The organism is Mycolicibacter sinensis (assembly GCF_001673565.1).
Classification (GTDB): domain Bacteria; phylum Actinomycetota; class Actinomycetes; order Mycobacteriales; family Mycobacteriaceae; genus Mycobacterium; species Mycobacterium sinense_C.
On record NZ_LZMF01000135.1, the window covers coordinates 1 to 25,832 of the forward strand.

Annotated in this window: 23 protein-coding genes; 9 read left to right on the forward strand and 14 right to left on the reverse strand. The window is 67.8% G+C overall.

The features are described from left to right. Positions 1-100: 100 nt before the first annotated feature. Complete coding sequence (locus A5648_RS19235) at positions 101-547, reverse strand: cutinase family protein (protein WP_428844357.1); 447 nt, start codon at positions 545-547, stop codon at positions 101-103. 6 nt (positions 548-553) lie between these two features. Here A5648_RS19235 and A5648_RS19240 point away from each other — a divergent pair, with 6 nt between their 5' ends. Next, a complete protein-coding gene (locus A5648_RS19240) occupies positions 554-1,201 on the forward strand; it encodes a cutinase family protein (protein ID WP_065026081.1) in 648 nt (215 codons plus the stop codon). 11 nt (positions 1,202-1,212) lie between these two features. Here the strand turns inward: A5648_RS19240 and A5648_RS19245 are convergent, their stop codons facing one another. From A5648_RS19245 to A5648_RS19255, 3 genes are read right to left on the reverse strand one after another with little or no spacing between them, the layout of a single operon-like run. Then, positions 1,213-2,772 carry an acetolactate synthase large subunit gene (locus A5648_RS19245; protein ID WP_065026082.1) on the reverse strand — a complete coding sequence of 520 codons (1,560 nt, stop codon included), beginning with the start codon at positions 2,770-2,772 and terminating at the stop codon, positions 1,213-1,215. 54 nt (positions 2,773-2,826) lie between these two features. Next, positions 2,827-4,209 (reverse strand): FAD-binding oxidoreductase, encoded by a 1,383-nt coding sequence (locus A5648_RS19250; RefSeq protein ID WP_065026083.1) that lies wholly within the window; start codon positions 4,207-4,209, stop codon positions 2,827-2,829. A 7-nt stretch (positions 4,210-4,216) separates the two neighbouring features. Continuing rightward, positions 4,217-6,556, reverse strand: a complete 2,340-nt coding sequence (locus tag A5648_RS19255; RefSeq protein ID WP_065026084.1) for a Tex family protein — start codon at positions 6,554-6,556, stop codon at positions 4,217-4,219. Positions 6,557-6,633: 77 nt separating this feature from the next. Here A5648_RS19255 and A5648_RS19260 point away from each other — a divergent pair, with 77 nt between their 5' ends. Beyond that, complete coding sequence (locus A5648_RS19260; RefSeq protein WP_082966595.1) at positions 6,634-7,344, forward strand: ankryin; 711 nt, start codon at positions 6,634-6,636, stop codon at positions 7,342-7,344. Here the strand turns inward: A5648_RS19260 and A5648_RS19265 are convergent. Both A5648_RS19265 and A5648_RS19270 read right to left on the reverse strand, forming a co-directional pair. Next, complete coding sequence (locus A5648_RS19265; protein ID WP_065026085.1) at positions 7,335-8,897, reverse strand: class I adenylate-forming enzyme family protein; 1,563 nt, start codon at positions 8,895-8,897, stop codon at positions 7,335-7,337. The two genes, A5648_RS19260 and A5648_RS19265, sit on opposite strands and share 10 nt — an antisense overlap. After that, positions 8,897-9,733 (reverse strand): SDR family oxidoreductase, encoded by an 837-nt coding sequence (locus tag A5648_RS19270; protein WP_065026086.1) that lies wholly within the window; start codon positions 9,731-9,733, stop codon positions 8,897-8,899. Before A5648_RS19270 ends, A5648_RS19265 begins: the two co-directional genes overlap by 1 nt. 149 nt (positions 9,734-9,882) lie before the next feature. Here A5648_RS19270 and A5648_RS19275 point away from each other — a divergent pair, with 149 nt between their 5' ends. The 4 genes from A5648_RS19275 to A5648_RS19290 all read left to right on the forward strand — a co-directional run bounded on the left by A5648_RS19275 (position 9,883) and on the right by A5648_RS19290 (position 14,750). Continuing rightward, a complete protein-coding gene (locus A5648_RS19275; protein WP_065026087.1) occupies positions 9,883-10,995 on the forward strand; it encodes a cellulase family glycosylhydrolase in 1,113 nt (370 codons plus the stop codon). Positions 10,996-11,138: 143 nt separating this feature from the next. After that, on the forward strand, positions 11,139-12,830 hold the full coding sequence (locus A5648_RS19280) for a serine/threonine-protein kinase (RefSeq protein ID WP_065026103.1): 1,692 nt from the start codon (positions 11,139-11,141) through the stop codon (positions 12,828-12,830). 140 nt (positions 12,831-12,970) lie between these two features. Further along, complete coding sequence (locus A5648_RS19285) at positions 12,971-13,933, forward strand: MPT63 family protein (protein WP_065026088.1); 963 nt, start codon at positions 12,971-12,973, stop codon at positions 13,931-13,933. A gap of 154 nt (positions 13,934-14,087) precedes the next feature. Continuing rightward, positions 14,088-14,750: an MPT63 family protein gene (locus A5648_RS19290; protein ID WP_065026089.1), complete on the forward strand. Its 663-nt coding sequence runs from the start codon at positions 14,088-14,090 to the stop codon at positions 14,748-14,750. Between the two features lie 22 nt (positions 14,751-14,772). Here the strand turns inward: A5648_RS19290 and A5648_RS19295 are convergent, their stop codons facing one another. Continuing rightward, positions 14,773-15,861, reverse strand: a complete 1,089-nt coding sequence (locus A5648_RS19295) for an NAD(P)H-dependent amine dehydrogenase family protein (RefSeq protein ID WP_065026090.1) — start codon at positions 15,859-15,861, stop codon at positions 14,773-14,775. Continuing rightward, complete coding sequence (locus A5648_RS19300) at positions 15,858-16,883, reverse strand: Rieske 2Fe-2S domain-containing protein (protein ID WP_065026091.1); 1,026 nt, start codon at positions 16,881-16,883, stop codon at positions 15,858-15,860. The genes A5648_RS19295 and A5648_RS19300 overlap by 4 nt, the downstream gene beginning before the upstream one ends. A 108-nt stretch (positions 16,884-16,991) precedes the next feature. Between A5648_RS19300 and A5648_RS19305 the strand changes: the two genes are divergently transcribed. Next, the gene (locus A5648_RS19305) at positions 16,992-17,624 is read left to right on the forward strand and encodes a TetR/AcrR family transcriptional regulator (protein ID WP_065026092.1); all 633 of its coding nucleotides are present in this window, start codon (positions 16,992-16,994) and stop codon (positions 17,622-17,624) included. Positions 17,625-17,637: 13 nt separating this feature from the next. Here A5648_RS19305 and A5648_RS19310 read toward each other — a convergent pair whose 3' ends face one another. The 6 genes from A5648_RS19310 to A5648_RS19335 form a co-directional block, all read right to left on the reverse strand. Beyond that, complete coding sequence (locus tag A5648_RS19310) at positions 17,638-18,357, reverse strand: DUF2652 domain-containing protein (protein WP_065026093.1); 720 nt, start codon at positions 18,355-18,357, stop codon at positions 17,638-17,640. A gap of 74 nt (positions 18,358-18,431) precedes the next feature. Next, positions 18,432-19,202 (reverse strand): MerR family transcriptional regulator, encoded by a 771-nt coding sequence (locus tag A5648_RS19315; RefSeq protein WP_065026094.1) that lies wholly within the window; start codon positions 19,200-19,202, stop codon positions 18,432-18,434. 9 nt (positions 19,203-19,211) lie between these two features. Then, positions 19,212-20,696, reverse strand: coding sequence for a flavin-containing monooxygenase (locus A5648_RS19320; protein ID WP_065026095.1), 1,485 nt, complete (start codon positions 20,694-20,696; stop codon positions 19,212-19,214). An 11-nt stretch (positions 20,697-20,707) separates the two neighbouring features. Next, complete coding sequence (locus tag A5648_RS19325) at positions 20,708-21,628, reverse strand: reductase (protein ID WP_065026096.1); 921 nt, start codon at positions 21,626-21,628, stop codon at positions 20,708-20,710. Positions 21,629-21,657: 29 nt separating this feature from the next. Continuing rightward, a complete protein-coding gene (locus tag A5648_RS19330) occupies positions 21,658-22,515 on the reverse strand; it encodes an SDR family NAD(P)-dependent oxidoreductase (RefSeq protein WP_109470857.1) in 858 nt (285 codons plus the stop codon). After that, positions 22,515-23,504: an alpha/beta hydrolase gene (locus A5648_RS19335; RefSeq protein WP_065026098.1), complete on the reverse strand. Its 990-nt coding sequence runs from the start codon at positions 23,502-23,504 to the stop codon at positions 22,515-22,517. The genes A5648_RS19330 and A5648_RS19335 overlap by 1 nt, the downstream gene beginning before the upstream one ends. Before the next feature lie 294 nt (positions 23,505-23,798). Here A5648_RS19335 and A5648_RS19340 point away from each other — a divergent pair, with 294 nt between their 5' ends. Continuing rightward, positions 23,799-24,587, forward strand: coding sequence for a PE-PPE domain-containing protein (locus A5648_RS19340; protein ID WP_065026099.1), 789 nt, complete (start codon positions 23,799-23,801; stop codon positions 24,585-24,587). Between the two features lie 335 nt (positions 24,588-24,922). After that, entirely contained in the window at positions 24,923-25,657 is a 735-nt protein-coding gene (locus A5648_RS19345) for a PE-PPE domain-containing protein (RefSeq protein ID WP_065026100.1), read from the forward strand. Positions 25,658-25,832: the final 175 nt, after the last annotated feature.

Here is a 25,832-nt window from a genome sequence, read left to right on the forward strand (position 1 = left end):
CATGCCGCCGGCTCGCGACGGGCCCGCGGGTCGAAATTCGGTGCGACCCGCAGGCCCGACAGCAAACCACCGCGGCGGTGCTGCATGGCAAACACAGTGGTTACAGCCGGTTTGCCGCGTAGGCGGCGCCTTCCTCGACGATCCCGTCGTAGGCGCCCGGGTAGTGCGCCGAGAAATTCATTCCCTCGGAGCAGACCGGGTCTTCCGGCACGCACAGCTGGATGGTCTTCGCGGCGTACGCGGGACCGATGACCAGAGGCGGCTGGCCCAGGAAGTTCATCGCCCGCTCATTGGGCGTGCCGAAGAGCACCACCGCCGCGACGTGGTCGGCCACCTCGGGGGCCATCGGCCGTGGTACATCCACGCCGACGACGCCGTCGGGGATGGCATTGGCGGTGGAGAATCCCATCACCGCGGCGCCCTGCGAGAAGCCGCTGAGCACCATCTTGGTCTTGGGGCAATTCGCCGCGGTGGTTTGCTGTCGGGCCTGCGGGTCGCACCGAATTTCGACCCGCGGGCCCGTCGCGAGCCGGCGGCATGTCAGCATTCAAGGATGACTTTGCGCGACACTGTGGGCGCCGTCGCCGCCACGGCGGCGCTGGCCGGGGCCCTGCTGGGTACGCCGGCGGGCATGCCGGCCGCCGCCGCCGAGCCCTGCCCGGACACCGAGGTGGTGTTCGCCCGCGGCTCCGGGCAACCCCCCGGTCTCGGCGACGTCGGAGAGGCTTTCGTCGCTTCCCTCAAGGACCAGCTGCCCAACGGCGACGTGCGGGTCTACCCGGTCGAGTACCCGGCGAGCACCGACTACCGCAACAGCGCACTGCTCGGCGAGAGCGACGCCACCGCGCACATCCAGGCCACGGTTGCCAACTGCCCGAACACCAAACTCGTACTCGGCGGTTATTCGCAGGGCGCCAGCGTGATCGAGATGTCGAGCAATTCGCTGCCTCCCGCGATCGCCCACCATGTCGTCGCGGTGGCGCTGTTCGGTCCGCCGTCGAGTCCGTACTCCACCTCGCTGTGGGGTGGACCGCTGCCGGTGCTCGCCGCGTCGTACCAGCCCAAGAGCATCGACTTCTGCCTCGCCGGTGACATCTACTGCGAAGAGAGCGGCAGCGTCATCCCGCACCTGATGTACGTGCAGGACGGCAAGGCCCACGAGGGCGCCGCGTTCGCCGCGAATCGCGTGACGATCAGTTAGACCGCGTCCCCTCAGAACACGCTGGGGATTCGCGCGTCGATCAGGTGCGGCCCCGGTTCGGCCAGGGCGCGCTGGAACTGTTCGGCGAGTCCCTCGCAGGTGGTCGCCACGCTCGCCGGCACCCCGAACCCCTCGGCGATCTTGGCGAAGTCCATGTTCGGCCGCGACAGGTCGAGCAAATCGTTCGCTTTGGGGCCCCCTCCCTCGGCGCCCACCCGAGCCAGCTCCATCCGCAGAATCGCATAGGAGCTGTTGTTGATCAGCACCGTGGTGACGTCGGCGTGCTCCCGCGCCATCGACCACAGCGCGGAGATGGTGTAGGCGGCACTGCCGTCGGCCTGCAGCGCGATCACCGGCCGGTCCGGCGCGGCGACGGCAGCACCCAGGGCGACCGGCAGCCCCTGCCCGATCGCCCCGCCGGTGAGCGCCAGCACGTCGTGGCGCGGCGCCCCGGCGGTGGCCGCGGGCAGCATCAGGCCAGAGGTGTTGGACTCATCGGAGATGATCGCGCCCTCGGGCAGCAGCGCGCCGATCACCTGCACCCAGTTCTGCGGGGTCAGCGGTCCCGCCGGGAGTTCCGGGGCGGCGGCGGGCGCCGGCCGCGGCGGCACACCGGGCGCCACCGCGTCGGCCAATTGCGTCAGCGCGGCGGCCACGTCCGTTTCGAGGCCGGCCAGATTGTGCACCGCACAACCTTCGGGAACCAGGTCGCTGGGCTTGCCCGGATAGGCGAAGAACGACACCGGGGCCCGGGTGCCGGCGACCACCAGGTGCTTGATCCCGTCGAGCTGGAAGGCGGCCTGCTCGGCCAGGTAGCCGAGCCGGTCGATCGCCGGCACGCCGGCGCCGCGGGCCAGCCGGGCCGGGAAGGTTTCCACCAGCGCGCGGGCCCCGGTCGCGGCGGCGATCCGGTCGGTGGCCTGCAGCGCGCCGACGTCGGCAGCGGCGGGTCCACCGATCAACATCGCCACCGGCTCGCCACTGCGCAGCACCTCGGCGATCTCGGCGACAGCGTGTTCGTCGGGGGCGGCCGCGGGAACCGGGTCGACCGGCCCAGCCGGCTGAGCGCCGTCGTCCCAGGAGATGTCGGCGGGCAGGATCAGGTGGGCCACCTGCGCCGGGCTGGCCATGGACGCGGCCACCGCTTCGGCCGCGTCGCGGCCGACCTCGGTCCCGGCGCCGGTGCGACGCACCCAGCCGTGGGTCCAGTCGGTCAGCGGCTCGATGTCGGACTCCAGCGGTGCGTCGTATTTCTTGTGGTAGGTGGCGTGATCCCCGATGACGTTGACCACCGGCACGTGCGCACGGCGGGCGTTGTGCAGGTTGGCCAGGCCGTTGCTCAGCCCGGGGCCCAGGTGCAGCAGGGTGGCGGCCGGTTTTGCGGCGATGCGGGCGTAGCCGTCGGCCGCGCCGGTCACCACGCCTTCGAACAGGCACAGCACCCCGCGCATCTGCGGCACCGAGTCCAAGGCGGCGACGAAGTGCATCTCGGAGGTGCCGGGGTTGGCGAAGCAGACCTGCACGCCGCTGTCGACCAGGGTCGTGATCAGGGCCTGGGCTCCGTTGGTCATCTGGCTGCCTTTCTTACCAACACCGAAGAGTGCGTGGTGCTCGCGATCTGCTGCCTATAGAAGCACGCCGGGGTTGAGGATGCCGGCGGGGTCGAAGGCGTCCTTGATCCGGCGCATCAGGGCGATCTTGACCGGATCTTCCAGTTCCAGGAAATGTTGGGTCTTGACCCGCCCCAGGCCGTGCTCACCGGAGATCGCGCCGCCCAACGCCATGGCCGCGGAGAAGATGTCGTGCAGCAGCCGGTGCCGGACATCGTCGTCGGCGCAGAACACCGCCAGGTGGACGTTGCCGTCGCCGGCGTGCCCGCAGCCGACCACGCCGGCGCCCACCTGCTGCGCGAAAGCCTGTGCGCGGGTGAAGAACTCGTGCATGACCGCACGCGGGACCACCACGTCGATGACGTCGTGGGCACCGGCGGCCTTGGCCGTCCAGAACGCCTTCTCCCGGGCTTCGATCAAGGCGTGCGCCGAATTGCCCTCCAGCACATAGACATCGACCGCTCCGAGCGAGCCCAGCAATTCGCCCAGCTTGGCCACGTCGTCGTCGAGGCGGTCGCGGTCGCGGTTCTCCACTCCGATCACCAGGTGCGCCTCGGCGGTCTCCCGGATGGCGTCGGGGATGCCCAGGTTGAGGTTCTGCGCGTAGCTGATCGCGGCCAGGGTGAGCTTGTCGACGTATTCGAGGATCACCGGGTCCACCCCGCTGCGCACCACCGTCGGCACCGCGCGCATCACCGCGGGCAGGTCGGCGAACGGGGCCAGCAGGGTGGCCGAGTGCGCCAGCCGCGGGTAGAGCCGCACGGTGACCTCGGTGGCCAGCGCGCAGGTGCCCTCGGAGCCGATGATCAGCTGGGTGAGGTCGTATCCGGTGGACAGCTTGGTGATCTTCCCGCCGGTGCGGATCAGTTCGCCGGTCGGCAGCGCGGCCTGCAGCCCGAGCACGTTGTGGCGGGTCACCCCGTACTTGACCGCGCGCATGCCACCGGCGTTGGTGCCGACGTTGCCGCCGACACTGGCCGACAGCTCCCCGGGAAAGACGGTGTACATCAACCCCGCCTCGGCGGTGGCGGTGTCCAGGTCGGCCAGGGTGACCCCGGGCTGCACCACGGCGACCTGGTTGTCGGTGTCGATCTCCAGGACCGCGTTCATCCGCTCGAAGGAGATCAGCAGTCCGTCCGGGCAGGGCCGCGCACCCGCCGACAGACCGGTGCCCGAACCGCGCGCAGTCACCGGAGTCTTGGCCTCTGTGGCGGCGGCCAGCAGCGCCGCCACCTGCTCGGCGGTCTGCGGGCGAGCCACATAGCCCGGTGTCACCGGTGCGCCCACCAGCGCCTCGTCGTGGGAGTAGTCGGGGCCGATCTGTTCACCAGTCAGCAGGCCGCCGGCACCGACGATACCGGCGAATTGTGCTGCGACGTCGGTATCTACCGTCCCCATGGAGTCCTCACCTTCCGAATCCGGCGTCCCGCAGCGCCTGGGCCATCGACCCGCCGGCCGGCGCCGCGTCCCGGCGACCGCCGCCGTTACCCCGCCGCACCCCCCGATTCTGCTTGCCGGTGTCTCGGCCCGCAGCCGGTTTGGCGGCCGGGCCGCGAGACGGTTTGTCCCCCAGCCGCAGGCTCAGCCCGATCCGCTGGCGGTCGACGTCGACGTCAAGCACCTTCACCTTCACCACCTGGCCGGAGCGGACCACCTCGTGCGGATCGGAGACGAAGCGGTCCGCCATCGCCGAGACGTGCACCAAGCCGTCCTGGTGCACCCCGACGTCGACGAAGGCGCCGAACGCCGCGACGTTGGTCACCACCCCCTCCAAGACCATGCCCGCCTTGAGGTCGGCCACCTTCTCCACGCCCGCGGCGAACGTCGCCGTGGAGAACGCCGGCCGCGGGTCACGGCCGGGCTTCTCCAACTCGGCCAGGATGTCGGTCACGGTCGGGATCCCGAACCGCTCGTCGGCGAAGTCGCCGGGTTGCAGCGACCGCAGCAGTCGTTCGTCGCCGATGATCTCGGCCAGGGAAATCCCGGAGCGGTCCAGGATGCGCCGCACCACCGGGTAGGCCTCCGGATGCACCCCGGAGGAATCCAGTGGGTCGTCGCCGCCGCGGATGCGCAGGAATCCCGCGCACTGCTCGAATGCCTTAGGCCCCAACCGCGGCACGTCGAGCAGCGCGGCCCGATTGCGGAACGGCCCGGTCTGGTCGCGGTGGGACACGATGGCTTCGGCCAACGACTCCGACACCCCCGACACCTTGGCCAGCAACGGCGCCGACGCGGTGTTGAGGTCGACGCCGACGGCGTTCACGGCGTCCTCGACAACCGCATCGAGGCTGCGCGCCAGGTTTCCCGGCGTGACGTCGTGCTGGTACTGGCCGACCCCGATCGACTTCGGCTCGATCTTGACCAGCTCGGCCAGCGGATCCTGCAGCCGCCGGGCGATCGACACCGCCCCGCGCAGGGTTACGTCGAGATCGGGCAGTTCGCGGGCGGCGTAGGCCGACGCCGAATACACCGAGGCACCGGCCTCGCTGACCATCGCCTTGACCGGTGCGGCCGCACCCGCGGACTGCAGGTCGGCGATCAGCTCGGCGGCCAGGGCGTCGGTTTCGCGCGACGCGGTGCCGTTGCCGACGGCGATCAGGTCCACGCCGTGCCGGGCGACCAGTGCGGCCAGCGTCGCCTTGGCCGCCTCCCACTGGCGCTGCGGCTGGTGCGGAAAGATCGCGCAGGTGTCGAGCACCTTGCCGGTGCCGTCCACCACGGCCACCTTCACCCCGCTGCGGAAGCCGGGGTCGAGGCCGAGGGTGGTGCGGTTGCCGGCCGGCGCGGCCAACAGCAGGTCCTTGAGGTTGCGGGCGAACACCGCGACCGCATCGGATTCGGCGCGTTGCCGCAGCCGCATCCGGGCATCGACCGCCGCGGAGAACGCCAGGCGGGTCTCCCACGCCCACCGCACCGTCTCGGCCAGCCAGGGCGTGGCCGCGCCGGGTGCGGTCAAATCGACGCCGAGCGATTTCGCCACCATCGCCTGATACGGCGCGCCGTCGCCGCCGTCGAAGGCCAGCGCCAGGGCCTCCTCCTTCTCGCCGCGCAGTACGGCCAGCACCCGGTGCGACGGCATCCCCTCCAGTGCTTCGCTGAACTCGAAGTAATCGCGGAACTTTTGTGCGGCGGCGTCTTTCGCGGCTTCCGGCGACCGCGGCGCGGTCTTCAAACAACCGGCCGACCAGAATCGCTCCCGGACGGCGCCCACCAGTTCGGCGTCCTCGGCGGCGCGTTCGACCAGAATGGCGCGCGCCCCCTCCAGGGCCGCCGCGGCATCCGCCACCGCGTCGCCGATGAACCCCGCAGCGATTTGTTGCGGATCGGCCGTCGGGTCGGCCAGCAGCTGGTCGGCCAGCGGTTCCAGACCCGCTTCGCGAGCGATCTGCGCCTTGGTGCGGCGCTTGGGCTTGTAGGGCAGGTAGATGTCCTCGACGCGGGCCTTGGTGTCGGCGCCCAGCAACGCGGCCCGCAGCTGATCGGTGAGCTTGCCCTGTTCTTCGATCGAGGTCAGCACGGCGGCCCGGCGGTCGTCGAGCTCGCGCAGGTAGCGCAGCCGCTCTTCGAGGGTGCGCAGCTGGCCGTCGTCCAGGCTGCCGGTGGCCTCCTTGCGGTAGCGGGCGATGAACGGCACCGTCGCGCCCTCGTCGAGCAGGGCGACGGCGGCCGCGACCTGCCGTTCAGCAACGGCCAGTTCCGCTGCCAGACGGGCGTTCACCGGTTTAAGCGTTACGTTCTGGGTCACGCGCAGGGACCCTACCGAACCGCTCCGACGAGAACCGGGACCGACGTGGCGGCGGGGTTTCAAGGCATGATGGCCGCGTGACGACCTACAACGAGATCCGCAACAACGCACCGCTGTGGCCGGGCGTGATGGACCGCTCGCTGTTGGGCAACCGGCAGGCCCAGGCCGCGCTGTATCTGGCCGACGCGGCCAAGCGGGGCAAATGGCGCCACGTCGTCCGCGAACTGAACCGGGGCGACCACGTCGTCGACGTCAAGGCCTGGCGGCCCGGTGGCAAGACCTGGCTGACCGTGCTGCATCAAGCCGGCTGGCATGGGGCGCCCGCGGATGTGGCGTCGTGGCTCATCGAGCAGGGAGCGCTACGCAGCCAGCCCGATGCCGCCGGGCGCACCGCCTACGACATCGCCGTCGAGCACGACCGGCCCGCGGAGTTGTTGGCGGTGCTGCGGCCCCCGGCGGCGCCGCTGGAGGCCGACCGGATCGCCGCGCTCAACGCCCAGCTGACCGGAATCATCGACGACCTGATCCAGCAGCTGTTCCGCGGTGTCGACCTGCGCCAGATGTTCCGCTATCCCCCGGTCGAGGTGCTGCACGAGCTGCCGGGAAAGCAGCTGTGGTTCCCGGTGCCCTACCTGTGGGGCGGGTTCCGGGTGGGGTTGGCGGACAACGACATCGAGCTGTTCGGCGGCTACCGAGAACTCGATCCGGTCGGTGAGGTGCATGTCGCGACGGTGGGGTATCGAATCACCCCAGAGGGCCCATCGCAGGTCTACGAGGGCTACGAGTAGTCCCGCAGTTGCCCTTTGGCGATCTTTCCGCCAGATGATCGCGGCAGTTCCTCCAGGACGACCAGGCGTTCGGGCAGCAGTTCTTTGGACACCCCGAGCGACAGCAGGTGCTCGACGAGTTCGGGCAATTCGAGGCTTCCCGCATTGGCCAATTCCACGTAGACGCAGACTTTTTCGCCGAACACCTCATCGGGCATCGCGACCGCGGCGGCCACCGCGATCGCCGGGTGGGTCATGACAGCATCCTCGACCTGGGCGGCGCTGATGTTCTTGCCGCCGCGCAGGATGAAGTCCGACGTCCGGCCGGTGACGCTCAGATAACCTTCGGCGTCGATCTCGCAGATATCACCCATGCGCATCCACCCGTCGGGGGTGAACAGCTTGTCGTGATCAATCCCGTTCAGGTAGCCGAGGCTGGTCGCCGGGCCGCGGCAGGCCGGCTGGCCGCGGCCGGTGCCGGTCACGTCGGTGTTGCCGTCCTCGCCGCCGAACAGCCGGACCCGCATCTCGCCGACGATCCGCCCGCCGGTGCGCAGCCGCTTCTCCAACGGGTCGTCGAGGGTGGTTCCGCTGAGCAGCCCGGTTTCGTTGGAGCCGTAGAACTGCAGGATCTTCGCGCCGGTGAGTTCCTCGAACTCCGCGGCCGGCCGGTAGGGCAGCGCCTCCCCGCCGGTGAAGACCACACGCAGCGAACTCAGGTCGAAATCGCGGCTGGCCGCGTCGGCCATCATCATCGTCAATTGTGTGCTCACACAGCACAACACGGTGACCCGATGCTGCGCGATGGCTGCACAGGTCGCCGCCGCACTGAAGCGGTCCAACAGCACGGCGGTAGCGCCGAGGTGGATCGGGGTGGTGTGGCTGGTCCACAGCCCGAAGCCGAACGGCGTGGGGATGATCGGCGCGAAGACGTCGTCGGCCCGCAGCGCGCCGTTGACGACCGCGCATTGGTGAAAGTAGTGCCAACGGTTCTGGGTGTGCACCACACACTTGGGCAGCCCGGTGGTGCCGGAGGTGGAGTTGATCAAGAAGACGTCGTCGGCGCCGAGTTGCGGCCCCGGCACAGCGTTTTCGGCGGCCGCGCCCAGTTCATCGATGCTCAGCGTTTCGATCGGCAGGCCGGTGGCTGCCGCGTGCCGCTGCTCGTCGGTGATCAGCAGCTTGGCTTGCGCGCCGGCCAGGATCGCGTTGACCTCTCGGGTGCCGGCGCGCGCACCGATGCCCACCACCACCGCGCCGCACCGTTCGATCGCCACGAACAGCACATGGATGGCTGCGGAGTCGCGGTGCCACACCGCGATCCGGTCATGCGGGCGCACGCCGATACCGGTCAGCTGCGCCGCCAGGGTGTCTGCCGCCGCGTCGAATTCCCGCCAGGTCAGTCCCGCACCGAGGTAGTCGACATAGGCGGCGCGCTGCGGGAATCGTTGCGCGTTGCGGCGAACCGCATCCGACAGCGTGGTCGCAGACCACCAGCCGGCGTCGTGATAGCGGGCCGCGTCTGCGGCGGTGAAAGCCGGCGAATCCCAGACGGTTTGGCCAGACATCGGGATCAGTAGAGGTAGTCTTCGCCGCTTGCCCGCACCGTGATGTCACTGATGCTGATGCCCCACGGTTGGTCGATGACGTGAACCACGGCGTCGGCGAGGTCCTCGGGAGTGATCAGCCAGTACTTCACCGAGTCGATGTCGGTCTGCTCGGCCGTCAGGGTGCCGTCGGCGAACGCGGTGAGCGACTGCGTGTAGCTCGCAGCGCGGGATCCGACGATGCCCATGATCGCCGCGCCGTTGACCACGCCGCTGGCCAGGTTGGTGCCCAGCACGCCGGTCGGCTTGACGGTGCTCACCTTGATCTTTCCCTTGGCCTCGCTGCGCAACGAGTCCGACAGCACGGTGACCGCTGCCTTGGTCGCGCTGTAGACGCCCGAGCCCGCCACCCCGGCGTTGCCGTAGATCGACGAGATGTTGACCACGTGGCCCCGGCCCTGTTCGATCATCTGGTCGTAGACGGCCGAGATCCCGTTCACCACGCCTTTGATGTTGATGTCGATCGCACGGTGCCACTGCTGCCAGGCCCGCGCGTGGTCGGCGAAGTAGGCCAGCGGCATCACGCCGGCGTTGTTGACGATCACATCGACCGCGCCGAAGGTCTGTACCGCGTGCTGCACCGCGGCCGTCATCTGCGCCATGTCGGTCACGTCGGCAACGTGATGGGTGCCGGAATGTCCGGCCGCGCGGATCCCGTCGAAGACGGCCGCGAGGTTCGCCTCGCCGATATCCACCCCGACGGCGTGGGCACCTGCGGCGGCGCACTTCTCGGCGATGAGTTTGCCGAATCCGCCGCCGGCGCCGGTGACGACGACGACCTTGTCCTGCAGGTGCTGCGACACAGTCGGCCTCCCGACAACGCGAAACGGAGCGAACGTATTCGGTGCAGTGTAGGTGGCCGCTGTTGTCCCGGTGGCGCACGCCCGATTTGCCCAGCGACAGGCCGGACGGCCAAACCCCGCCCGAGGAGTCCGGACGTTATGGTCACAGCGTGAAACGTCGAACAGCACTGGGGCTGCCGCTCCTGTTGGCGGCGGGTCCCACCCTGAGCCGGATCCCGCGGGCCGGCGCAGACCCCGGCCGGTGGTCGGTCGACCGGGCCAACCGCTGGTACCAGGCGCAGGGCTGGCCCGTCGGCTCCAACTACATCACCTCGACCGCCGTCAACCAGCTGGAGATGTTTCAACCCGGAACCTTCGACCTGCGGCGCATCGACGCCGAGCTGGGCTGGGCCCGCTCGGCCGGCTTCAACACGGTGCGGGTCTTTCTGCACGACCAGTTGTGGGCGGCCGACCGGAAGGGCTTCCAGTACCGGCTGGCCCAGTTCGTCTCCGTCGCCGCCCGGCGCCGCATCAAACCGATGTTCGTGCTGTTCGACTCCTGTTGGGACCCGCACCCCAAGGCGGGACCGCAGCCGGCACCGCGGCCCGGCATCCACAACTCACGCTGGGTGCAGAGCCCGGGCGCCGAGCGGCTCGGTGACCGCGACTACTACCGCACCCTGTATGACTACGTCACCGGTGTGATGACCCAATTCCGGTACGACGAGCGGGTTCTGGCCTGGGACCTATGGAACGAGCCGGACAACATGGCCCGCGAGTACAGCAGCGTCGAGCGGTCCGACAAGCTCGACCTCATCAGTGACTTGCTTCCCCAGGTGTTCAACTGGGCCCGGTCGGTCGATGCCCGTCAGCCGCTGACCAGTGGGATCTGGGAGGGCTCGCGGCAGGGCAGCGCCATCGTCAACACCCAGCTCAACAGCTCCGACATCATCACCTTCCATTCCTACGACAAGCCGGCGATGTTCAGTGAGCGGATCGCCGAGCTCGCGCCGCTGGGCCGGCCGATGATGTGCACCGAATACCTGGCGCGCACCAAGGGCAACACCATCGACGGAATTCTGCCGATCATGAAGCGTCACAATGTGGGCGCCTACAACTGGGGTTTCGTCGCCGGGCGGACACAGACCTACCTGCCGTGGGACTCCTGGGACAGCCCCTATGACTCGGCCCCACAGGTCTGGTTCCACGATCTGGTGCAGCCCACCGGCCGCGCCTACCGCAACCTGGAAATCATGACGATCAGCAACCTGACCGGTCGCTGACCGGGAAGGCCGCGCCGGATTCGGGGGACGTTGACGCGACCGGCTGATAGCCGACCGGTTCAATGATGAAATTATTGGCGGCAATGTCGTCGGGCCGCCGGTGCGGTGATCGGCGTTCACGGGTCTGACTTGAGGAGTCGATGATGAGCGAGACCGCGCCGGGTTCGCGGGCTGGGTCACGGGTTGGGCGCTATCTCCTCAAACGCCTGCTGGGCCGCGGTCCCACCGGCGAGGTCTATGAGGCCGTCGACACCCACAAGGACCGCACCGCCGCGGTCAAACTGCTCGCACCCGCGTTGGGCCGGGATCCGGCGTTTCGGGAATGGTTGCAGCGGGAGGCGCTCACCGTCGGGCGGGTCCAGGAGCCGCACGTCGTCCCGGTCCGCGATTACGGCGAGCTCGACGGCGAAGTGTTCATCGACATGCCGCTGGTGCCCGGCGCCGACCTGTCCGCCCTGTTGAAACGTACCGGTGTGCTGCCCCCGTCCCGCGCGGTGAACATCGTGTGGCAGGCCGCGTCCGCGCTGGATGCCGCGCACGCCGCCGGGGTGATCCACCGGGGCGTCAAGCCGCGCAACATCCTGCTGACCAGTGATGACTTCGTCTACCTGGTGGATTTCGGGATCGCCGGTGCGCCCGGGGCGAACGCGACCGACGCCGAACAGGCGGGCGCCCGCTGGAAGTACTCCGCACCGGAGCTGTTCTCCGGCGGTGACTTCGGCCCGGCCGTCGACGTCTACTCGTTGGCGTGCGTGCTCTACCAGTGCCTGACGGGTTCGCCGCCGTACCGCGCCGACAGCGTCAAGATGCTGGCCAATGCTCATCTGAGCAAGCCGATTCCGCGGCCCAGCTATGCCGGGTCAACGATCCCACCCACCTTTGACGCGGTGATCGCCATGGGGATGGCCAAGGACCCCAGAGAGCGCTTCGCCAACGCCGCCGAGCTGGCCACCGCGGCCTATCAGGCGTTGAGTGCACCTGATCAACACCGGACGTTGCAGATGTACGAGGCCGGCCAGCAGTCCACCCCGCCATTGATCGAGCAGCCGAAGCCGAGCGTGCCGCCGGAGACCCCGAACCCGCCACCGGCTCCGCCCGTCACCGCAGCAGAACCCGAATCCGCTCTTCCGGCAGCACCCTCGGTCGGCACCGCCCGCCCGGTCGCGCAATCCAGCGTTCCACGCATCTCCACCGCCGACGACGACTGGTTCAGCTCGCCGCGGCCGTTGCCCGGCTACCGCGACCCCGGTAGACGCAAGCAGCTGCTGGGTCTTGCGGCGGCACTGGCCGTGGTCGTCGGGCTGATCGCCTGGATGACGAACCGGTCGGGTACCGAAGAGCTCGCCGCCGATACCGCCGACGCGGGGACCGTCGCGGCAGCGAACGGGCCCGCGACGTCCATGGCGTCCGCCGAAGCCCAGGCCCGGTTGCTCAAGCTGCTGCCCCCCGGTTATCCGCAGGACACCTGCACGCCGGCCACCCCGATGGGTGGCGCCGTCGCGGAGGTGAACTGCGGTCGCAACATCGACGTGGACGGCCCGCCCTCGGCGACCTACTCCTTGTTCCCGGACGCCGGGGCGCTGCACCTGAGCTTCGACAACACCGTGCAGGCCGCCACCGTCGTCACCTGCCCCGGCCGGATCCAGTCGCCGGGCGCCTGGCACCGAACCGCCACCCCGGACAAGCCGAGCGGGATGCTGCTGTGCGGTATGCGCCAAGGTTCCCCGACCCTGGCGTGGACCAACGACACCAATCTGGTTCTGGCCCGTCTGCACACCGAGCACAGCACGCCGTCGCTGGAGCAGCTCTACACCTGGTGGAGTTCGCATTCCTGAACGCCGTTCACCGACGGCGCCGCGCGCTATTTGCTATTCAACCCTGAGACATGAACAAACGTCATGGTCAAATCCGTTAGGATTTGCGGTCTGGACTGCACAACCCCCGAAATCCAGTCGAACCGAGGAGTCAACGAACAATGAAGTTGATCACTACCGCCGTGGCCGCAGTCGGAGCGTTAGCTGCCGCCGGAGCCGTCAGCGTCGCGACCGCCGGCGCGGACGCCGGTGACGTCACCGCGACGACCCATCCGCTCGGCACTCAGGGCACCGTGGACAACGGCGGGGTCATCCAGGGCTGGACGGTCAGCGACCTGCGCCCCAGCACCGATGCCATCCCCTACCAGCCGCACGGCACCCTGTGGGAAGCCACCGCCACCGACGTGGCCATCCAGGGCAACGTCACCCCGGTGATCGCCAACCTCGGCGCGCGTTCCGCCAGCGGCCAGACCTACCCCGCGCTGTTCACCGTTGCCACCCCGCAGGGGGTGAACCCCTCCAACCTGGCGCAGGGCGAGAAGACCAGCGGCAAGATCTACTTCGATGTCACCGGCGACGCGCCCAACAGCGCGATCTACCAGTTCGCCGGCAAAGACCAGCTGATCTGGACCCAGGCCGCTTCGGCCGCCCCGTCCGGTGGTTCGTCGGCCCCGTCCGGCACCGCTGGACACAGCCCGGCGGCCACCAGCCCGAAGCCGGCCCAGTCGGGCACGCAGACCAACCCGGCCGGCAACCAGACCACCGGCAGCTCCCCGGCTGCGGCCGGCAGCCAGGGCACCCCGCTGCCGGCCGAGGCCGACGGCACCCCGGCGGCCACGGCCAACACCGAGGGCACCTCGGCAGCGGCCAACGGCTCGGAGACGCCGGCTTCGGCTTCGGCGGGCACCCCGGAGGCTTCGGCTCCCGCGGCTGCCGGAAACACCCCGGCGGCGGCGGGCAGCTCCGGCACGCCGCTTCCGGCGGAGAGCGCCGCTGCGCCGGCCGCGGGATCGGAAGGCACGGCTCCGGCCAACCCGCAGGGCACCGAGGCCGGCAACTCGCCGGTTCCGGCGGGAAGCCAGGGCACGCCGGCGGCCAGCGGCGCGAGCAACGCGACCGGATAGCACCGAGCACGTCGTAGTTCATCGGTCCGGCCCGGTCTCCGCTCCCGCGGGGCCGGGCCGGACTACGTTTCACGGCAGCCCGACCGGTGGCCCGTTACGATTCAGTACTTGAGTACCAATAAGCGGGATGCCACCGACCTGAGGAGTCAGACCCATGAAGTCGATCTCGACCGCCCTGGCAGCGGGAGCACTGACTGTCGCCGGCGCGTTCAGCACCGGGACCGCCGCCGCGGACGGCCCTGACCCGGCCCCGGTCACCCATCCGCTCGGAGCCCAGGGCACGCTGCCCGAGGGACCCGGCGTGCACGGCTGGACGGTCAACGATTTGCGGCCCAGCACCGACGCCATCCCCTACCAGCCGCGTGGCACCCTGTGGGAGGCCACCGCCACCGACGAGGCGATTCAGGGCACGGTTGTCCCGATCGTCGCCAACCTCAGCGCCCGCTCGGCCAGCGGCCAGAACTATCAGTCGCTGTTCACCGTGGCCACTCCGCAGGGCATCGTGCCCACGGGCCTGTCCCAAGGCCAAAAGACCAGCGGCAAGGTTTATTTCGACGTCACCGGCGATGCCCCGGACAGCCTGGTCTATCAGGCCGGCGGCGCCGATTTGATCCGATGGGTGGCACCGGCACCGCAGCCGCAGGCCCGGCCGGCCGCGCCGCAGCCGCAGGCTCCGACAAACGGAGGCAACAGCAATCGGGCGCCCGCGCCGGCGCAAAGCCCGTCGTCACGCCCGGCTGCGCCGCCCGCCGGCAGTTCCGGCACCCCGCTGCCCGAAGGCAGCGCCGGCACGCCGCTTCCCGCCGAGGCCCCTTAGCGCTGCGCCGGCCCTCGGCCGGTCAGAGCGTGAAGCGCCCGGCGAACCCGCGCAGCGGCAGGTCGGCACTGGTCAACAAGCCCGGCGGGGCGGCCACCACGGATCGGATCGCGTTAAGGGCGGGCAGGCCGGTCACGGTCATTCCGATCGAGGCGAAGTTGTCCGGGTTGGACAGATCCACACCGGGTTTGGGCAAGATCATGTGCTTGTTGTAGACGCACGGGTCGCCGGTGACCCGAGTGATGTAGCAGCCCTTGATCTTCCAGTTCGGTTCGGTGTGCGGGGTCATCTGCCACTCCAGGTGGGTCTCGATGCGCGCGATGCCGTCCACCATGCCCTGGTATTTGATGTAGCTGCCGCCCAGCGATCCTTGGGGCAGGGTGTACCAGCCCAGGTCGACGTCTTTGGTGCACACGCCCAGCTCGTAGCTGAAGATGACCTCATCGAGGGTCAGGTCGAAGCAGTCGGCCATCATCAGCACGCTGTCGGCGAAGACGCGGGTGAACTTCTCCAGTTTGGCCGGGATCTCCGGGTCGTCAGCCGGCTGGCCGTAGCCGACCTCGATCCAGGTCTCCTTGGAGTGGTGACACGACACGTCGACCGATTCGATGGTGGTGACGTTCTCGATGTCGGCGACGTCGGCGGCTGCCACCACGCCCAGGATCTGGTTGAGCCCCGGGTTCATCCCGGTGCCGTAGAACGTCGCGCCACCCTTTTCGCAAGCTTCGGAAAGTAGCTGAGTCACCGGCTTTCCCGACGGGTGCGGGTGGTTGTGGTCGCGGTGCCAGCCGGTGATCCAGTCAGCGGTGGTGACGATGTTGATGCCCGCCTCCAGCACCCGCACGTAGAGATCCTCATCGGGGAACACCCCGTGAAAGGTCAGCACGTCGGGCTTGGCGGCGATGATCTCCTCGATGCTGCCGGTCGCCTTGACCCCGTTGGCCGCGGTGCCCGCCAGCTCCCCGGTGTCCTTGCCGATCTTGTCCGGCGAATAGCAGTGCACACCAATGAGTTCGAGGTCGTCCCGGGCCGCGATCCGCTTGATCATCTCGGAGCCGACGTTGCCGGTGGCGACCTGGAACACGCGGATCGGTGCAGCGGATGCGGTCATGCGGGTGAGCCTTTCTGGGCGTAGACCTCGGCAGCACTGCCGCCGATGCCGTCGGGATAGAACTGTTTGGCCCACTGGCGGATTGCGGTGAAGCCTTGGTATTCCGCGGTGGCCAGCGCCGGTGGATCCGAGTAGCGCTGATGCGACCAGATGTGGATGTCTTGTTCGAACTGGCGGATCACTTCCCGCCCGAACTCGGCCGCCCTGGTCTCGGCGCGCGCCGGATCACCGCCCGGTGTGCGGCCGATGTAGACCATGAATCGCACATCGGAGGTGGAGTCATCGACGGGGGTGATCGCCGAGATGGTGCGGTTGTCGATCATCCCCCAGCTCTTGGTCACCGCGATGCCCAAGCCGCCGTTGATGGCCTCCACACCGCTGTTGACGTCTTCGATGCGCTGGCCGTCGTCGCCTTCGAAGGTGATGGTGAAGTCGACGTAGGACACCGGTTCGGCGAAGTCGTGGCGGGTGAACACCGGCACGATCGGAGTCCGGTGCACGTACTTGAAGTGCGCGAAATCCACCCCGTTCTCCAGGACGTACTGCGGGTGCATCTCCAGGGTCTGCCGGTAGAGCCGCCGTTGGGGGTAGTAGTCGGCGGCGCTGCGATCATCGAAGGCGGCGAACACATCCGGCGCGTCGAAGAACGGCTCGCGGCGGTGCACGTCGTGCCAGATGTAGACCGACTCGTTGCGCTCGATGACCGGGTAGGTGCCGATCCGCCGGCCGCGGTTGGGCTTGTCCTGGTAGGGAATGCAGACGTTGCGGCCCTGGGAGTTCCACTGCCAGCCGTGAAACGGGCATTGCAGCACCTCCCCGTGGACGGTGCCGCCGTAACCCAGGTGCGCACCGAGGTGCTCGCAGTAGGCGTTCATCACGGTGAGCTGACCGGATTCGGCGCGCCAGGCGACCATCTCCTGGCCGAAGTACTTCATGGTGTGGACGTCGCCGATGCCGATCTCGTCGGACCACGCGACCTGGAACCAGCCGGTCGGCTTCATCGACAGCGGCGGTTTGGCCATGGGCTGGTGTCCTCTCGGCGGTCTTTCCCGGGCGGCTGTGTCGCAGCATAGTTCGCCGTCCCGAAGAATCATAGTGCCCACTATGTAAATGTTGCTAGGATTCCCGGAATGACCCCACCGGCGCCGCGGCGCAGCAACAAGCGCGGGCAGGCGACCCGCGAGGCGATGCTGGATGCCGCGGTGCGCTCGCTGGCCACCGGGGACCCAGGGGCGGTGTCGGCGAGCCGGATCGCCAAGGAGAGCGGCGCCACCTGGGGTGCGGTGCAGTATCAGTTCGGCGACGTCGACGGCTTCTGGGCGGCGGTGCTGCACCGGACCGCCGAGCGCCGGGATGCGACGATGTCGGCATTCGCCGGGCTGGAAAGTGTTGCGCCGCTACGGGATCGAGTGGCCGCGATCATCGACACGCTCTATCACGGGCTGGCGTCGCAGGACTCCCGCGCGATCGAAAACCTGCGGGCCGCGCTCCCCCGCGACCACCACGAGCTGGAGCGGTTGTATCCGCGCACGGCCGCGGAATTGTTCTCCTGGGGCAAGAGCTGGCTACAGACCTGTCACCGCGCATTCGCCGACCTCGGGGTCGACCCGGTGCGGGTGCGCGAGGTGGCCGCCCTCATCCCGGGCGCCATGCGCGGGCTGGTCTCCGAGCGTCAGCTGGGCTCCTATGCCGACCTCGAGGAGGCTCGGCGCGGTCTGACCAATGCGCTGGCCGCCTATCTCGAAGGGTCCCGGGTCAGCTGAGGTCAATGCTCCATCAGCCCGTCGAGAGTTCGGGGATGCCGCGGCCCAGGCCGCGGAATCCTGCGCAGGGTTGCTTGGCGCCGACCACGAACGGCAGCGCCTTGAACCGGAATTTCATCCGGCCGCCCCATCCCATGGCCTCGGCGGGCGGTTGCGCCGCCGAGTTCGCCAGATCCAGGTAGTACGTCGAGGTTTCGCCGAGGCCCTCGAAGTCGTGCATCAGCGGCAGGCAGGTTTGCCGGACCGGCTCGTCGAGGCACTGTGCGACGGGATCGGTCATCAGCACGTATTCCGGTACCGGCACCTGATTTTTCAGCATCCGGTGCACCAGGATGACGTCGAGGCCGGCGAGTTCGGTGTGGCGCTTGACCTTCTGCTCGGCCACCTCGCCCTGGTGGGCGACGAACTTCAGCGACAGGTTCATCAGTTGCTTGCAGCAGTCGCAGTTGCACTTGCGGCCGTTCTCGATACGGGACCGCCGGTTGAGAAACGCCTGGTGCATCCGCGCCAGCCGGTCGCTGACCAGGGCCTGGGCGTCGCCGTTGGGCGCCCAGAAGAAGGCCGCGTCGCCCTCCAGCTTCGCCAGCTTCATGCCTTTGGCGGCGTCGATGACCGATTCCAGCAGCGCGGCCACCGCCATCTGGGCGTGCACCAGGTGGGTCCGGTTCCAGTTCATGTAGGCGGTGTAGCCGCCGATGTCGGCGATGACGAGCACCGCGCGCCGGATGGCCATGAACTCAAGAGTGTAGTTTCGCCTCGCCGGTAACGCCACGGCGATTCTTGGGTGCGGTTGCCCCGCCGCTTGGGTCAGGAGCTCTCGTCGCGGCCAGCGCCGTGCTCTTTGCTTTCCTGCTGGTACTGCCACAATTCGGCTCGTACCGCGGCGTCGAACGCGCGGTCCAGACTCGCGTGTGCCACCCGCCTTGCCACCCGGCGCATGGCATCGACCAGATCGGCGGCCCAGGCGAGTTCGGCGTCGTTGCCGGGTAGCCACCCGGTGCCCCGCTGACGAACCACCTCCGAATATCCGCTGCGGGCCATGACTCCGGCCGCCTCGTCTAGCTTCTCGTCGACGACGCCCACCGCGTCCAGCAGCGCTGCCAGTGGCATGCCGCGGGAGACCAAGGCGGCAAAGTCCTCGACCAGACGCAGATCGGTTACCACGTAGTTGTTCTCGACGTCGGTCGGCTCGATCACCCCGCTATCGGCCAATCGACGCAGCATCGGCTCATCCAACCCGCCCAGCCGGGTCTCCAGTTCGTCTCGGCTCATGTTCTGCGACACCGGGTTCGACCACGGAGTGGTCACCAGCTCGGCCAGATCGGCGAGATCGAGCACCTCGACCAGGCCCTCACCGCGCTGCAGCCCGGTCAGAAACTTCAGAATGTGCTTGACCGTGAAGCCCTCGCTGAGCAACCGGATGATCGCCTGCAGCTGGCTGAGGTGCCGGTCGGTGTAGATCGCGACCCGGCCCCGGCGCTGGGGCCGGGGCAGCAGGCCGTTCTCCTGGTAGACCCGCACGTTACGGGTGGTCGTACCCGCCTCCCGTGCCAGGTCGTCGATCCGGTACTCGGTCACCAGCGCAGCCTAGGTGGTCAGGACCGGGTCGCGGCTGGTCTCGGCCACGGTGATCTTGAAGTCTTTCAGGTCAACCGTCTTGAGCTGGTTGACGTATTGGGTGGCAAACCCCGGGAACATGGTGGCGTTGAAGCCGTCCTCGGTCAGATACCAGCTCTGGCACCCGGAGTTCCAGGTGGTGGACTTCAGCCGCCGCTGGATGTTCTGGTTGTAGCGGGCCTGAACCTCGGGCCGCACGTCCAGCGACTTCCAGTCGAACTGCAGCAGTTTGGCGATCGCCTCGACGATGTAGTCGATCTGGGCCTCCATGTAGACCAGTGCCGAGTTGTGGCCGGGCCCCGAGTTCGGGCCGAAGGTGAAATACAGGTTCGGATAACCCGACACCGCGACACTGCGGTAGGCGTAGGCGCCGCGGCTCCACTCCGAGGCCAGATCGCGGCCGTCCAGGCCGGTGACCGGGAACGGGGTCCCGGCCTTGGAGACATCGAAGCCGGTGGCGAACACGATGGCGTCGAACTGGTGCTCGATCCCCTCAACGGTGCGAATGCCCTTGGGCGACAACCGGGCAATCGGCCAGGTCACCAAGGTGCAGTTATCCGCCTGCAGTGCCGGGTAGTAGTCGCTGGTCATCAGCAACCGCTTGCAGCCGGCCGAGAAGTCCGGTGTCAGCTGGCGACGCATCCAGGGATCCTTCACCTGCAGACGCAGGTTGGCGGCACTGAGGGCCTCCACCAGCCTCGTCAGCGGGGTGTCCCACACCACGCCGAGGGCCACCGACTCGTGCCCCCAGTACCACGCGGACCGCATCAGCTTCTCGGCGAGCGGCACGTGCTTGTAGATCTGCTTGAGGCGATCACCGGTCGACGTGTTGAGTTTGGGCAGCACCCAGCCGGGCGTGCGCTGGAACACCTTGACCGACTTTGCGACCTTGACCAGCTCCGGGATGATCTGCACCCCGCTGGAGCCGGTGCCGACGACGGCCACCTTCTTGCCGGCGAAGTCGTAGTCGTGATCCCAACGGGCACTGTGGATCTTGTGGCCTTCGTAGGTCTCGATGCCCGGGATATTCGGGAAGCTGCAATTTGCCAGCGGCCCCGAAGCCACGATCACGGCCCGGGCCCGCAGCGGCTCCCGGTCAGAAAGACCGACGGTCCACTCCCCTGCCTCAGCGTCGTAGGCGACACCGGTCACGTTGTGGCCGAACCGGATATGCGGTGCGATTCCGGCGGATTCGACCATGCTGTCGATGTAGCCGAGGATCTCCGCACTGCCCGAATAGGTCTGGGACCACTCGGGGTTTCGGGCGAAGCTGTAGGAGTACAGCCGCGAGGGAATGTCACATTCGGCACCGGGATAGGTGTTGTCTCGCCACGTGCCACCGACGCGTGAATCGCGTTCGAGGATGACGAAATCGGTGATGCCCTGCGCCTTGAGGCGGATGGCGGCACCGACGCCGGCGAACCCGGCGCCGATGATCGCTGCGGAGATCGTCATGTCCTGCCCCGTCACGCGACCGGCTCGTAGGTCAGTTCGTCCGACCACGACGGGGTGTACTCCACCAGTGACTTGGGGATGACGCTGGTGACCGCAACCAGGGAGTCGGCCAGCCAATGGTACTTGGAGGTGCGGTCGATCACCTTCTTGCTGTGCCAGGAGATGAACTGGTACATCGGCACGCGCCGGACGAAAGCGCTTCGCTCACCGACATTCCGAAACCGCCGCATAGCCTGGTAGAGGCGTTCTTCGTTGACACCCATCGCCACGATGTTGTCGCGCATCTTGTTCAGCAGCGGGAAGTAGCTCAACGTACCGATCAGCAGCGCCGGGTTCATCCAGCTGCCGACGAACTCGACCGCCAGCTTCCGCAGGTCCGCGTGGCCGAGAATGTCCATCACCTCGAAGTCGACCGCGAGGTGGCGCGACTCGTCGGAGTTGATCCGCTTGAACACTTCCTGGGCCACCGGGTCTTTGACCTCGTCGGTGATGAACTTGATCAGCGCGCCGTCCAGGGCCACCTCCAGCATGGGGATGACGGTGCCCAGAATCGACAGCGACATGCCATCGGAGAACTTGTCGAGCCAGGTGATCACCAGCTGCACGTTGACGCTCGGCGGCGGGATCTCGTCGTCCTCCAGCATGCCCCACCGGCGCATCAACGCGAGCTCGGCGTTGGCGTGCTTCTGCTCCTCGGCGTGGAAGTGCTCATAGATGCTCTTCAGCGTCGGGGTCGGGGCCTTCTTGGCAAGCGCCGCGAAGCCCCGGGCGCCGACGTTCTCGATCCACATCAGGTCGGTCATGAACGGCTTGAGCTTGGCCCACAGCTCCGGCTCGATCAGCTCGGCTCCCGGGGCATCCCAGTCGATATCGACCAAGGCCCACTGCTTGTCCTTGATCTTCTGCAGCATGTCGTCGAGGTCCATCGCCATGATCGGCTGTATTCCTTTCGTGAGACGGGTCAGTTCTTGGGCAGGACGCGGCCGAGCAGGCCGGCGCCACGGGCGTACAGCGCGGGGAAATGTCGCTTCAGGTGCCAGATGACGGTGGCGTCGATCTGCGGCACCACATACAGCCGGCCGCTGTCGTGCGCGTCCAGCGTGCGCGCCGCGACGCTGTCGGCGGACAATCCGGTCCAGCGGGCCAGCTGCTGACTCAGGCTCATCGAACCGGGAGTGATCCGGCCGTCGGTGAAGACGTTGGTCTTGACAAAGGTCGGGCAGAGCACGGTGACGGCGATGTCGGTGCCGTCGAGTTCGGCGGCCAGCGTCTCGGACAGCGACATCACACCGGCTTTCGACACGTTGTATGCCGCCATCGAGGGGGCGGCGGCGAACCCGGCCGCTGAGGCCACGTTGATGATTCCGCCGCGACCGGCCTCGCGCAGAAGCGGGGTGAAGACCTCGCAGCCGTAGACCACGCCCCACAGGTTGATGCCAAGGGCCCAGTCCCAGTCCTCGAAGCCGATGTCACCCACGGGCTTTCCCCCGATACCGACGCCGGCATTGTTGATGACCAGGGTCGGCGCGCCGCCGAATATCTCCTGAGCCTGCTCAGCCAGCCGCTCGACCGCGTCACGGTCCGAGACGTCGCACTGCACCGCGTGCCCGGTGCCGGTGGGCAGCTGCTCGATCAGCGCCACCGTCTCGGCCGCGCGTGCTTCGTCGATATCCGCGCAGATGACGTCGCCGCCGCGGCGCACCAGTTCCAGGGCGAAGGAACGTCCGATGCCGCTGCCGGCGCCGGTGACCACCGCCTTGGCGTTGACCGTGCGCTGCTCACGGCGAAAAACGTTGAGCACCGTGTCGATTCCAAACATCAGCTCACCTCTTCGAGTTCGTCAGATCGGGTGTCACCGAACACCTCGGCGATGAAGGCCGCCGCTCGGCGCAGCGCTGACGACGCCTCGGGCGCCAGCCGCGGCAGGGCTTGGAAGACGTGCACCATCCCCGGCCAGATCTCCAGGGTGCTGGTTGCGCCGGCCCGGCGCAGTTCCGCATCCAGGTAACGCGCGTCGGCGCTGAGCATCTCGAAGCCACCGGCCTGAATGAGCATCGGCGGCAACCGATCCGCTTTGCCGAAGTCGAGGCGAAGGCGCGGGTCGGCCGGGTCCTGTCCGTGCAGGTAAAGCCCCACCATTCGGCGCGCCGCGCGCGCCGACATCGCCGGGTCGCGGCGCACCGCTTCCTGCTCCAGGGCCAGATCCAGGCTGAGATCGATCAGCGGCGAGAACAACACCACGCCGGCCGGCCGGAGATCCGGGTCGTCGGCGTGGGCGAGCAACAGGTCGCAGGTCAGGTGCCCGCCCGCGGAGTCCGCACCGATCACGATGTCCGATGCCGCATAGCCCTGGCCCAACAACCACCGGTAGCCGGCTTCGACGTCGTCAGCGGCGGCCGGGAACCGGTGCTCGGGCGCCAGCCGGTAGTCCACCACGAACATCGGCAGACCGGTGGCCTGCGAGAGCCTCGCGACCAGCTTGCGGTGGGTGCGCGCCGAGCAGATCACGTAGGCGCTGCCGTGCACGTAGTAGCCGGCCCGCTTGCCGAACTCGACGCCCGGCCCGAGCACCCATTCGCCCCGCACCCCCGGGGCGATCACCGGTTCGATCCGGGTGCCGCCAGGCATCGACCCGAACGTGGCCATGATAGTGGCGATCAACCCACGTCCGAACCTCACACCCGGCCGGTTCATCGGGATCGCGCTGGTGAGGCATCCCAGCGTCCAGCGGGCGGTGGTGGCGGACAGCACCGCACGCAACGAAGCGCGGGTCGGTACGGCCGGCAGGTGGGGTCCGTCGGGCTCCATCACGCCTGCGAGGACATCATCGATTGCGCCATTTGTCAATGGCACGGTCCGTGATGACGCGGTGTCAAGGGTGGGCAGGCGGCGCAAGCGACCTGATGACGCCCTCAACGTCGCTCAGGAAATATTTCGAATCCTTGGACGGAATTGACGCCAGCGGTAATAATTCAACTTAGGCAACCGGTGCCCAACCAGCGCGACCGACATCCACCCCTAGAGGTGTCGGCCTACGCAATCACGCGCCCTGCAGAACAGCGGGGCGACCCCATCTAGACCTCTCCGAACAAGGGGGACATCATGAAGAAAATGATCCTCGGCGCCGCACTGTGCGGAGCCGCGCTGGCACTGGCTGGCGCAGCCCACGCCAACGCCGACACCGCCGCCGACGTCACCACCCAGGCCGCCTACGACTTCCTGTACGGCTCAAGCGAGGCGTTGGTCCTGGGCCCGACCGGAATCGCGACACCGAGCGCCAACTACATCAGTAACGGGATCGACCTGTACCTCGATCCGCTGGGGTACGAGGGCACCGTTGCGTCGTCACAGGCGCTGACGCTCCCCAACTCCTATGACTTCCTTGAGAGTGTCCCGGGCGGCGAAAAGATTCTCATCGACGCGGTCTTGGCCGAGTACAACGACGGCGCCATGGGTTGCGACCATGCAGGTGTGTGCAGCGATCCGCTGACCATTTTCACCTACTCCCAAAGCAGCCTGATCGCCGCTTACGCCCAAGACGACCTCGAGAAGGCCGGCATCCCCACCGACGCGTTACGTTTCGTGATGCTCGGCGCCACCCCCGGCGCGGTCCCCACCGACATGTACCCCACCGAAGTATTCAACATCGAAGGCGACATCTATACGACGCACTCGTTAACCCAGAGTTGGATAGACCTGCTGTTCGGGAACACAAACTGGGAGGACGTGCTGTACGGGTTGGCAGTCCACAACGCCTACCTCGGGTTGACGGCGGCCCAGATCGACGCGGCCACATCGGTTACCGAGGGGCTGACCACGTTCAACGAGATCGACGCACTCACGATGCCCGAGCTGTTCCAAGCGCTGTTCACCTCGTTCTTCCACGTGTGATGCATGGGGTGTGAGTTAAGCGTCCGCAGCGTAGAACTCGCTCACGTGTGACCGCTGTTCGGCCGCTGCCGTTGACTTTGACGGCAGCGGCCGGGCACTGGGCTTAGCCAACTGGGGGAACCAGTCGGTGCGGGCATCGAGGGGGCCGTCGTAACAATGTCGCGCGGCGATATTTTGATTTCGGAGACGGAGATTGGCGTAACCTGAAATAGTTACGCCGTCGACAACCGCTGCCACAGGGCGCTCGCTATCTACTGCGGGGTCGGCCAACGCAATCACCTGCCGATCAGCGCAGCTCGGCGCCATCATCTGTGAACTTGCAACCAGGGGGACCTATGAAGCAAGTGATCCTTGGCGCCGCCCTGTGCGGCGCCGCGCTGGGGTTGGCCGCCGCTGCCAACGCCGCCGACGACAGCTATGACTTCCTCTACGGATCAACCAACGCGTTGATCCTGGGCCCGACCGGCATCCCGACACCGAATGCCGCCTACATCAGCGATGCGCTCAACCTGTACCTCGAACCGAATGGGTATGAGGGCACCACCGCGTCGACGCTGGCACTGACCACTCCCGAAACCAACGACTTCGACCAGAGCGTTGCGCAGGGTGAAACCATCCTGGTCAACGCGGTCCTCGCCGACTACGCCGCCGGCGACATGGACTGCGACGCCTCCGGTGTGTGCAGCGACCCGCTGACCATTTTCACCTACTCGCAAAGCAGCCTGGTGGCCTCCCTCGCCGAACAGCAACTCGCCGACGCCGGCGTCCCCAGCGACGCTCTGCGTTTCGTGATGCTCGGCGCCAACACCAGCGTCGTCCCCAACGACCTGTACCCGACCGACGTGTACAACATTCACGGTGATGCCTACGCGGAACCCGGCGTCTTGGGCATGAGTTGGCAGGATCTCATGCTCGGGCTGGAACTCCACGAGGCTTACCTCGGGTTGACACCGGCCGAAATCGACTCGGCCACAACGGTCGTCGACGGAATGACCACAATCAACGACATTCCCACACTCACCTCCACCGAGCTGTGGGATGCGCTGCTCAACGCGCTCAGCGCCGGGTGAGGCATCGGGCTGCATTGAACCGAGCGGCCCCGCGCAGCGTCGAGGACCAGCCGAAGTAACTGTCAAGCACCATCCGACGTCATAGCGGAAGTGGTGGGGCTGTTGGACTTCGGGTGATGCTTGACGGATCGTCTTCGGTTGATCCTTGACACTCCAGGTTAGTGGTTAGGCCTGT

What these genes read in the sequence shown, in the direction of transcription:
- A5648_RS19305 (WP_065026092.1), top strand. Translation starts at nt 16,992, where the DNA reads ATGACCCCACCGGCGCCGCGGCGCAGCAACAAGCGCGGGCAGGCGACC.
- A5648_RS19325 (WP_065026096.1), bottom strand. Translation starts at nt 21,628, where the DNA reads ATGGCGATGGACCTCGACGACATGCTGCAGAAGATCAAGGACAAGCAG.
- A5648_RS19335 (WP_065026098.1), bottom strand. Translation starts at nt 23,504, where the DNA reads ATGGAGCCCGACGGACCCCACCTGCCGGCCGTACCGACCCGCGCTTCG.
- A5648_RS19245 (WP_065026082.1), bottom strand. Translation starts at nt 2,772, where the DNA reads ATGACCAACGGAGCCCAGGCCCTGATCACGACCCTGGTCGACAGCGGC.
- A5648_RS19240 (WP_065026081.1), top strand. Translation starts at nt 554, where the DNA reads ATGACTTTGCGCGACACTGTGGGCGCCGTCGCCGCCACGGCGGCGCTG.
- A5648_RS19345 (WP_065026100.1), top strand. Translation starts at nt 24,923, where the DNA reads ATGAAGCAAGTGATCCTTGGCGCCGCCCTGTGCGGCGCCGCGCTGGGG.
- A5648_RS19330 (WP_109470857.1), bottom strand. Translation starts at nt 22,515, where the DNA reads ATGTTTGGAATCGACACGGTGCTCAACGTTTTTCGCCGTGAGCAGCGC.
- A5648_RS19280 (WP_065026103.1), top strand. Translation starts at nt 11,139, where the DNA reads ATGAGCGAGACCGCGCCGGGTTCGCGGGCTGGGTCACGGGTTGGGCGC.
- A5648_RS19290 (WP_065026089.1), top strand. Translation starts at nt 14,088, where the DNA reads ATGAAGTCGATCTCGACCGCCCTGGCAGCGGGAGCACTGACTGTCGCC.
- A5648_RS19235 (WP_428844357.1), bottom strand. Translation starts at nt 547, where the DNA reads ATGCTGACATGCCGCCGGCTCGCGACGGGCCCGCGGGTCGAAATTCGG.
- A5648_RS19300 (WP_065026091.1), bottom strand. Translation starts at nt 16,883, where the DNA reads ATGGCCAAACCGCCGCTGTCGATGAAGCCGACCGGCTGGTTCCAGGTC.
- A5648_RS19320 (WP_065026095.1), bottom strand. Translation starts at nt 20,696, where the DNA reads ATGACGATCTCCGCAGCGATCATCGGCGCCGGGTTCGCCGGCGTCGGT.
- A5648_RS19310 (WP_065026093.1), bottom strand. Translation starts at nt 18,357, where the DNA reads ATGGCCATCCGGCGCGCGGTGCTCGTCATCGCCGACATCGGCGGCTAC.
- A5648_RS19285 (WP_065026088.1), top strand. Translation starts at nt 12,971, where the DNA reads ATGAAGTTGATCACTACCGCCGTGGCCGCAGTCGGAGCGTTAGCTGCC.
- A5648_RS19340 (WP_065026099.1), top strand. Translation starts at nt 23,799, where the DNA reads ATGAAGAAAATGATCCTCGGCGCCGCACTGTGCGGAGCCGCGCTGGCA.
- A5648_RS19250 (WP_065026083.1), bottom strand. Translation starts at nt 4,209, where the DNA reads ATGGGGACGGTAGATACCGACGTCGCAGCACAATTCGCCGGTATCGTC.
- A5648_RS19295 (WP_065026090.1), bottom strand. Translation starts at nt 15,861, where the DNA reads ATGACCGCATCCGCTGCACCGATCCGCGTGTTCCAGGTCGCCACCGGC.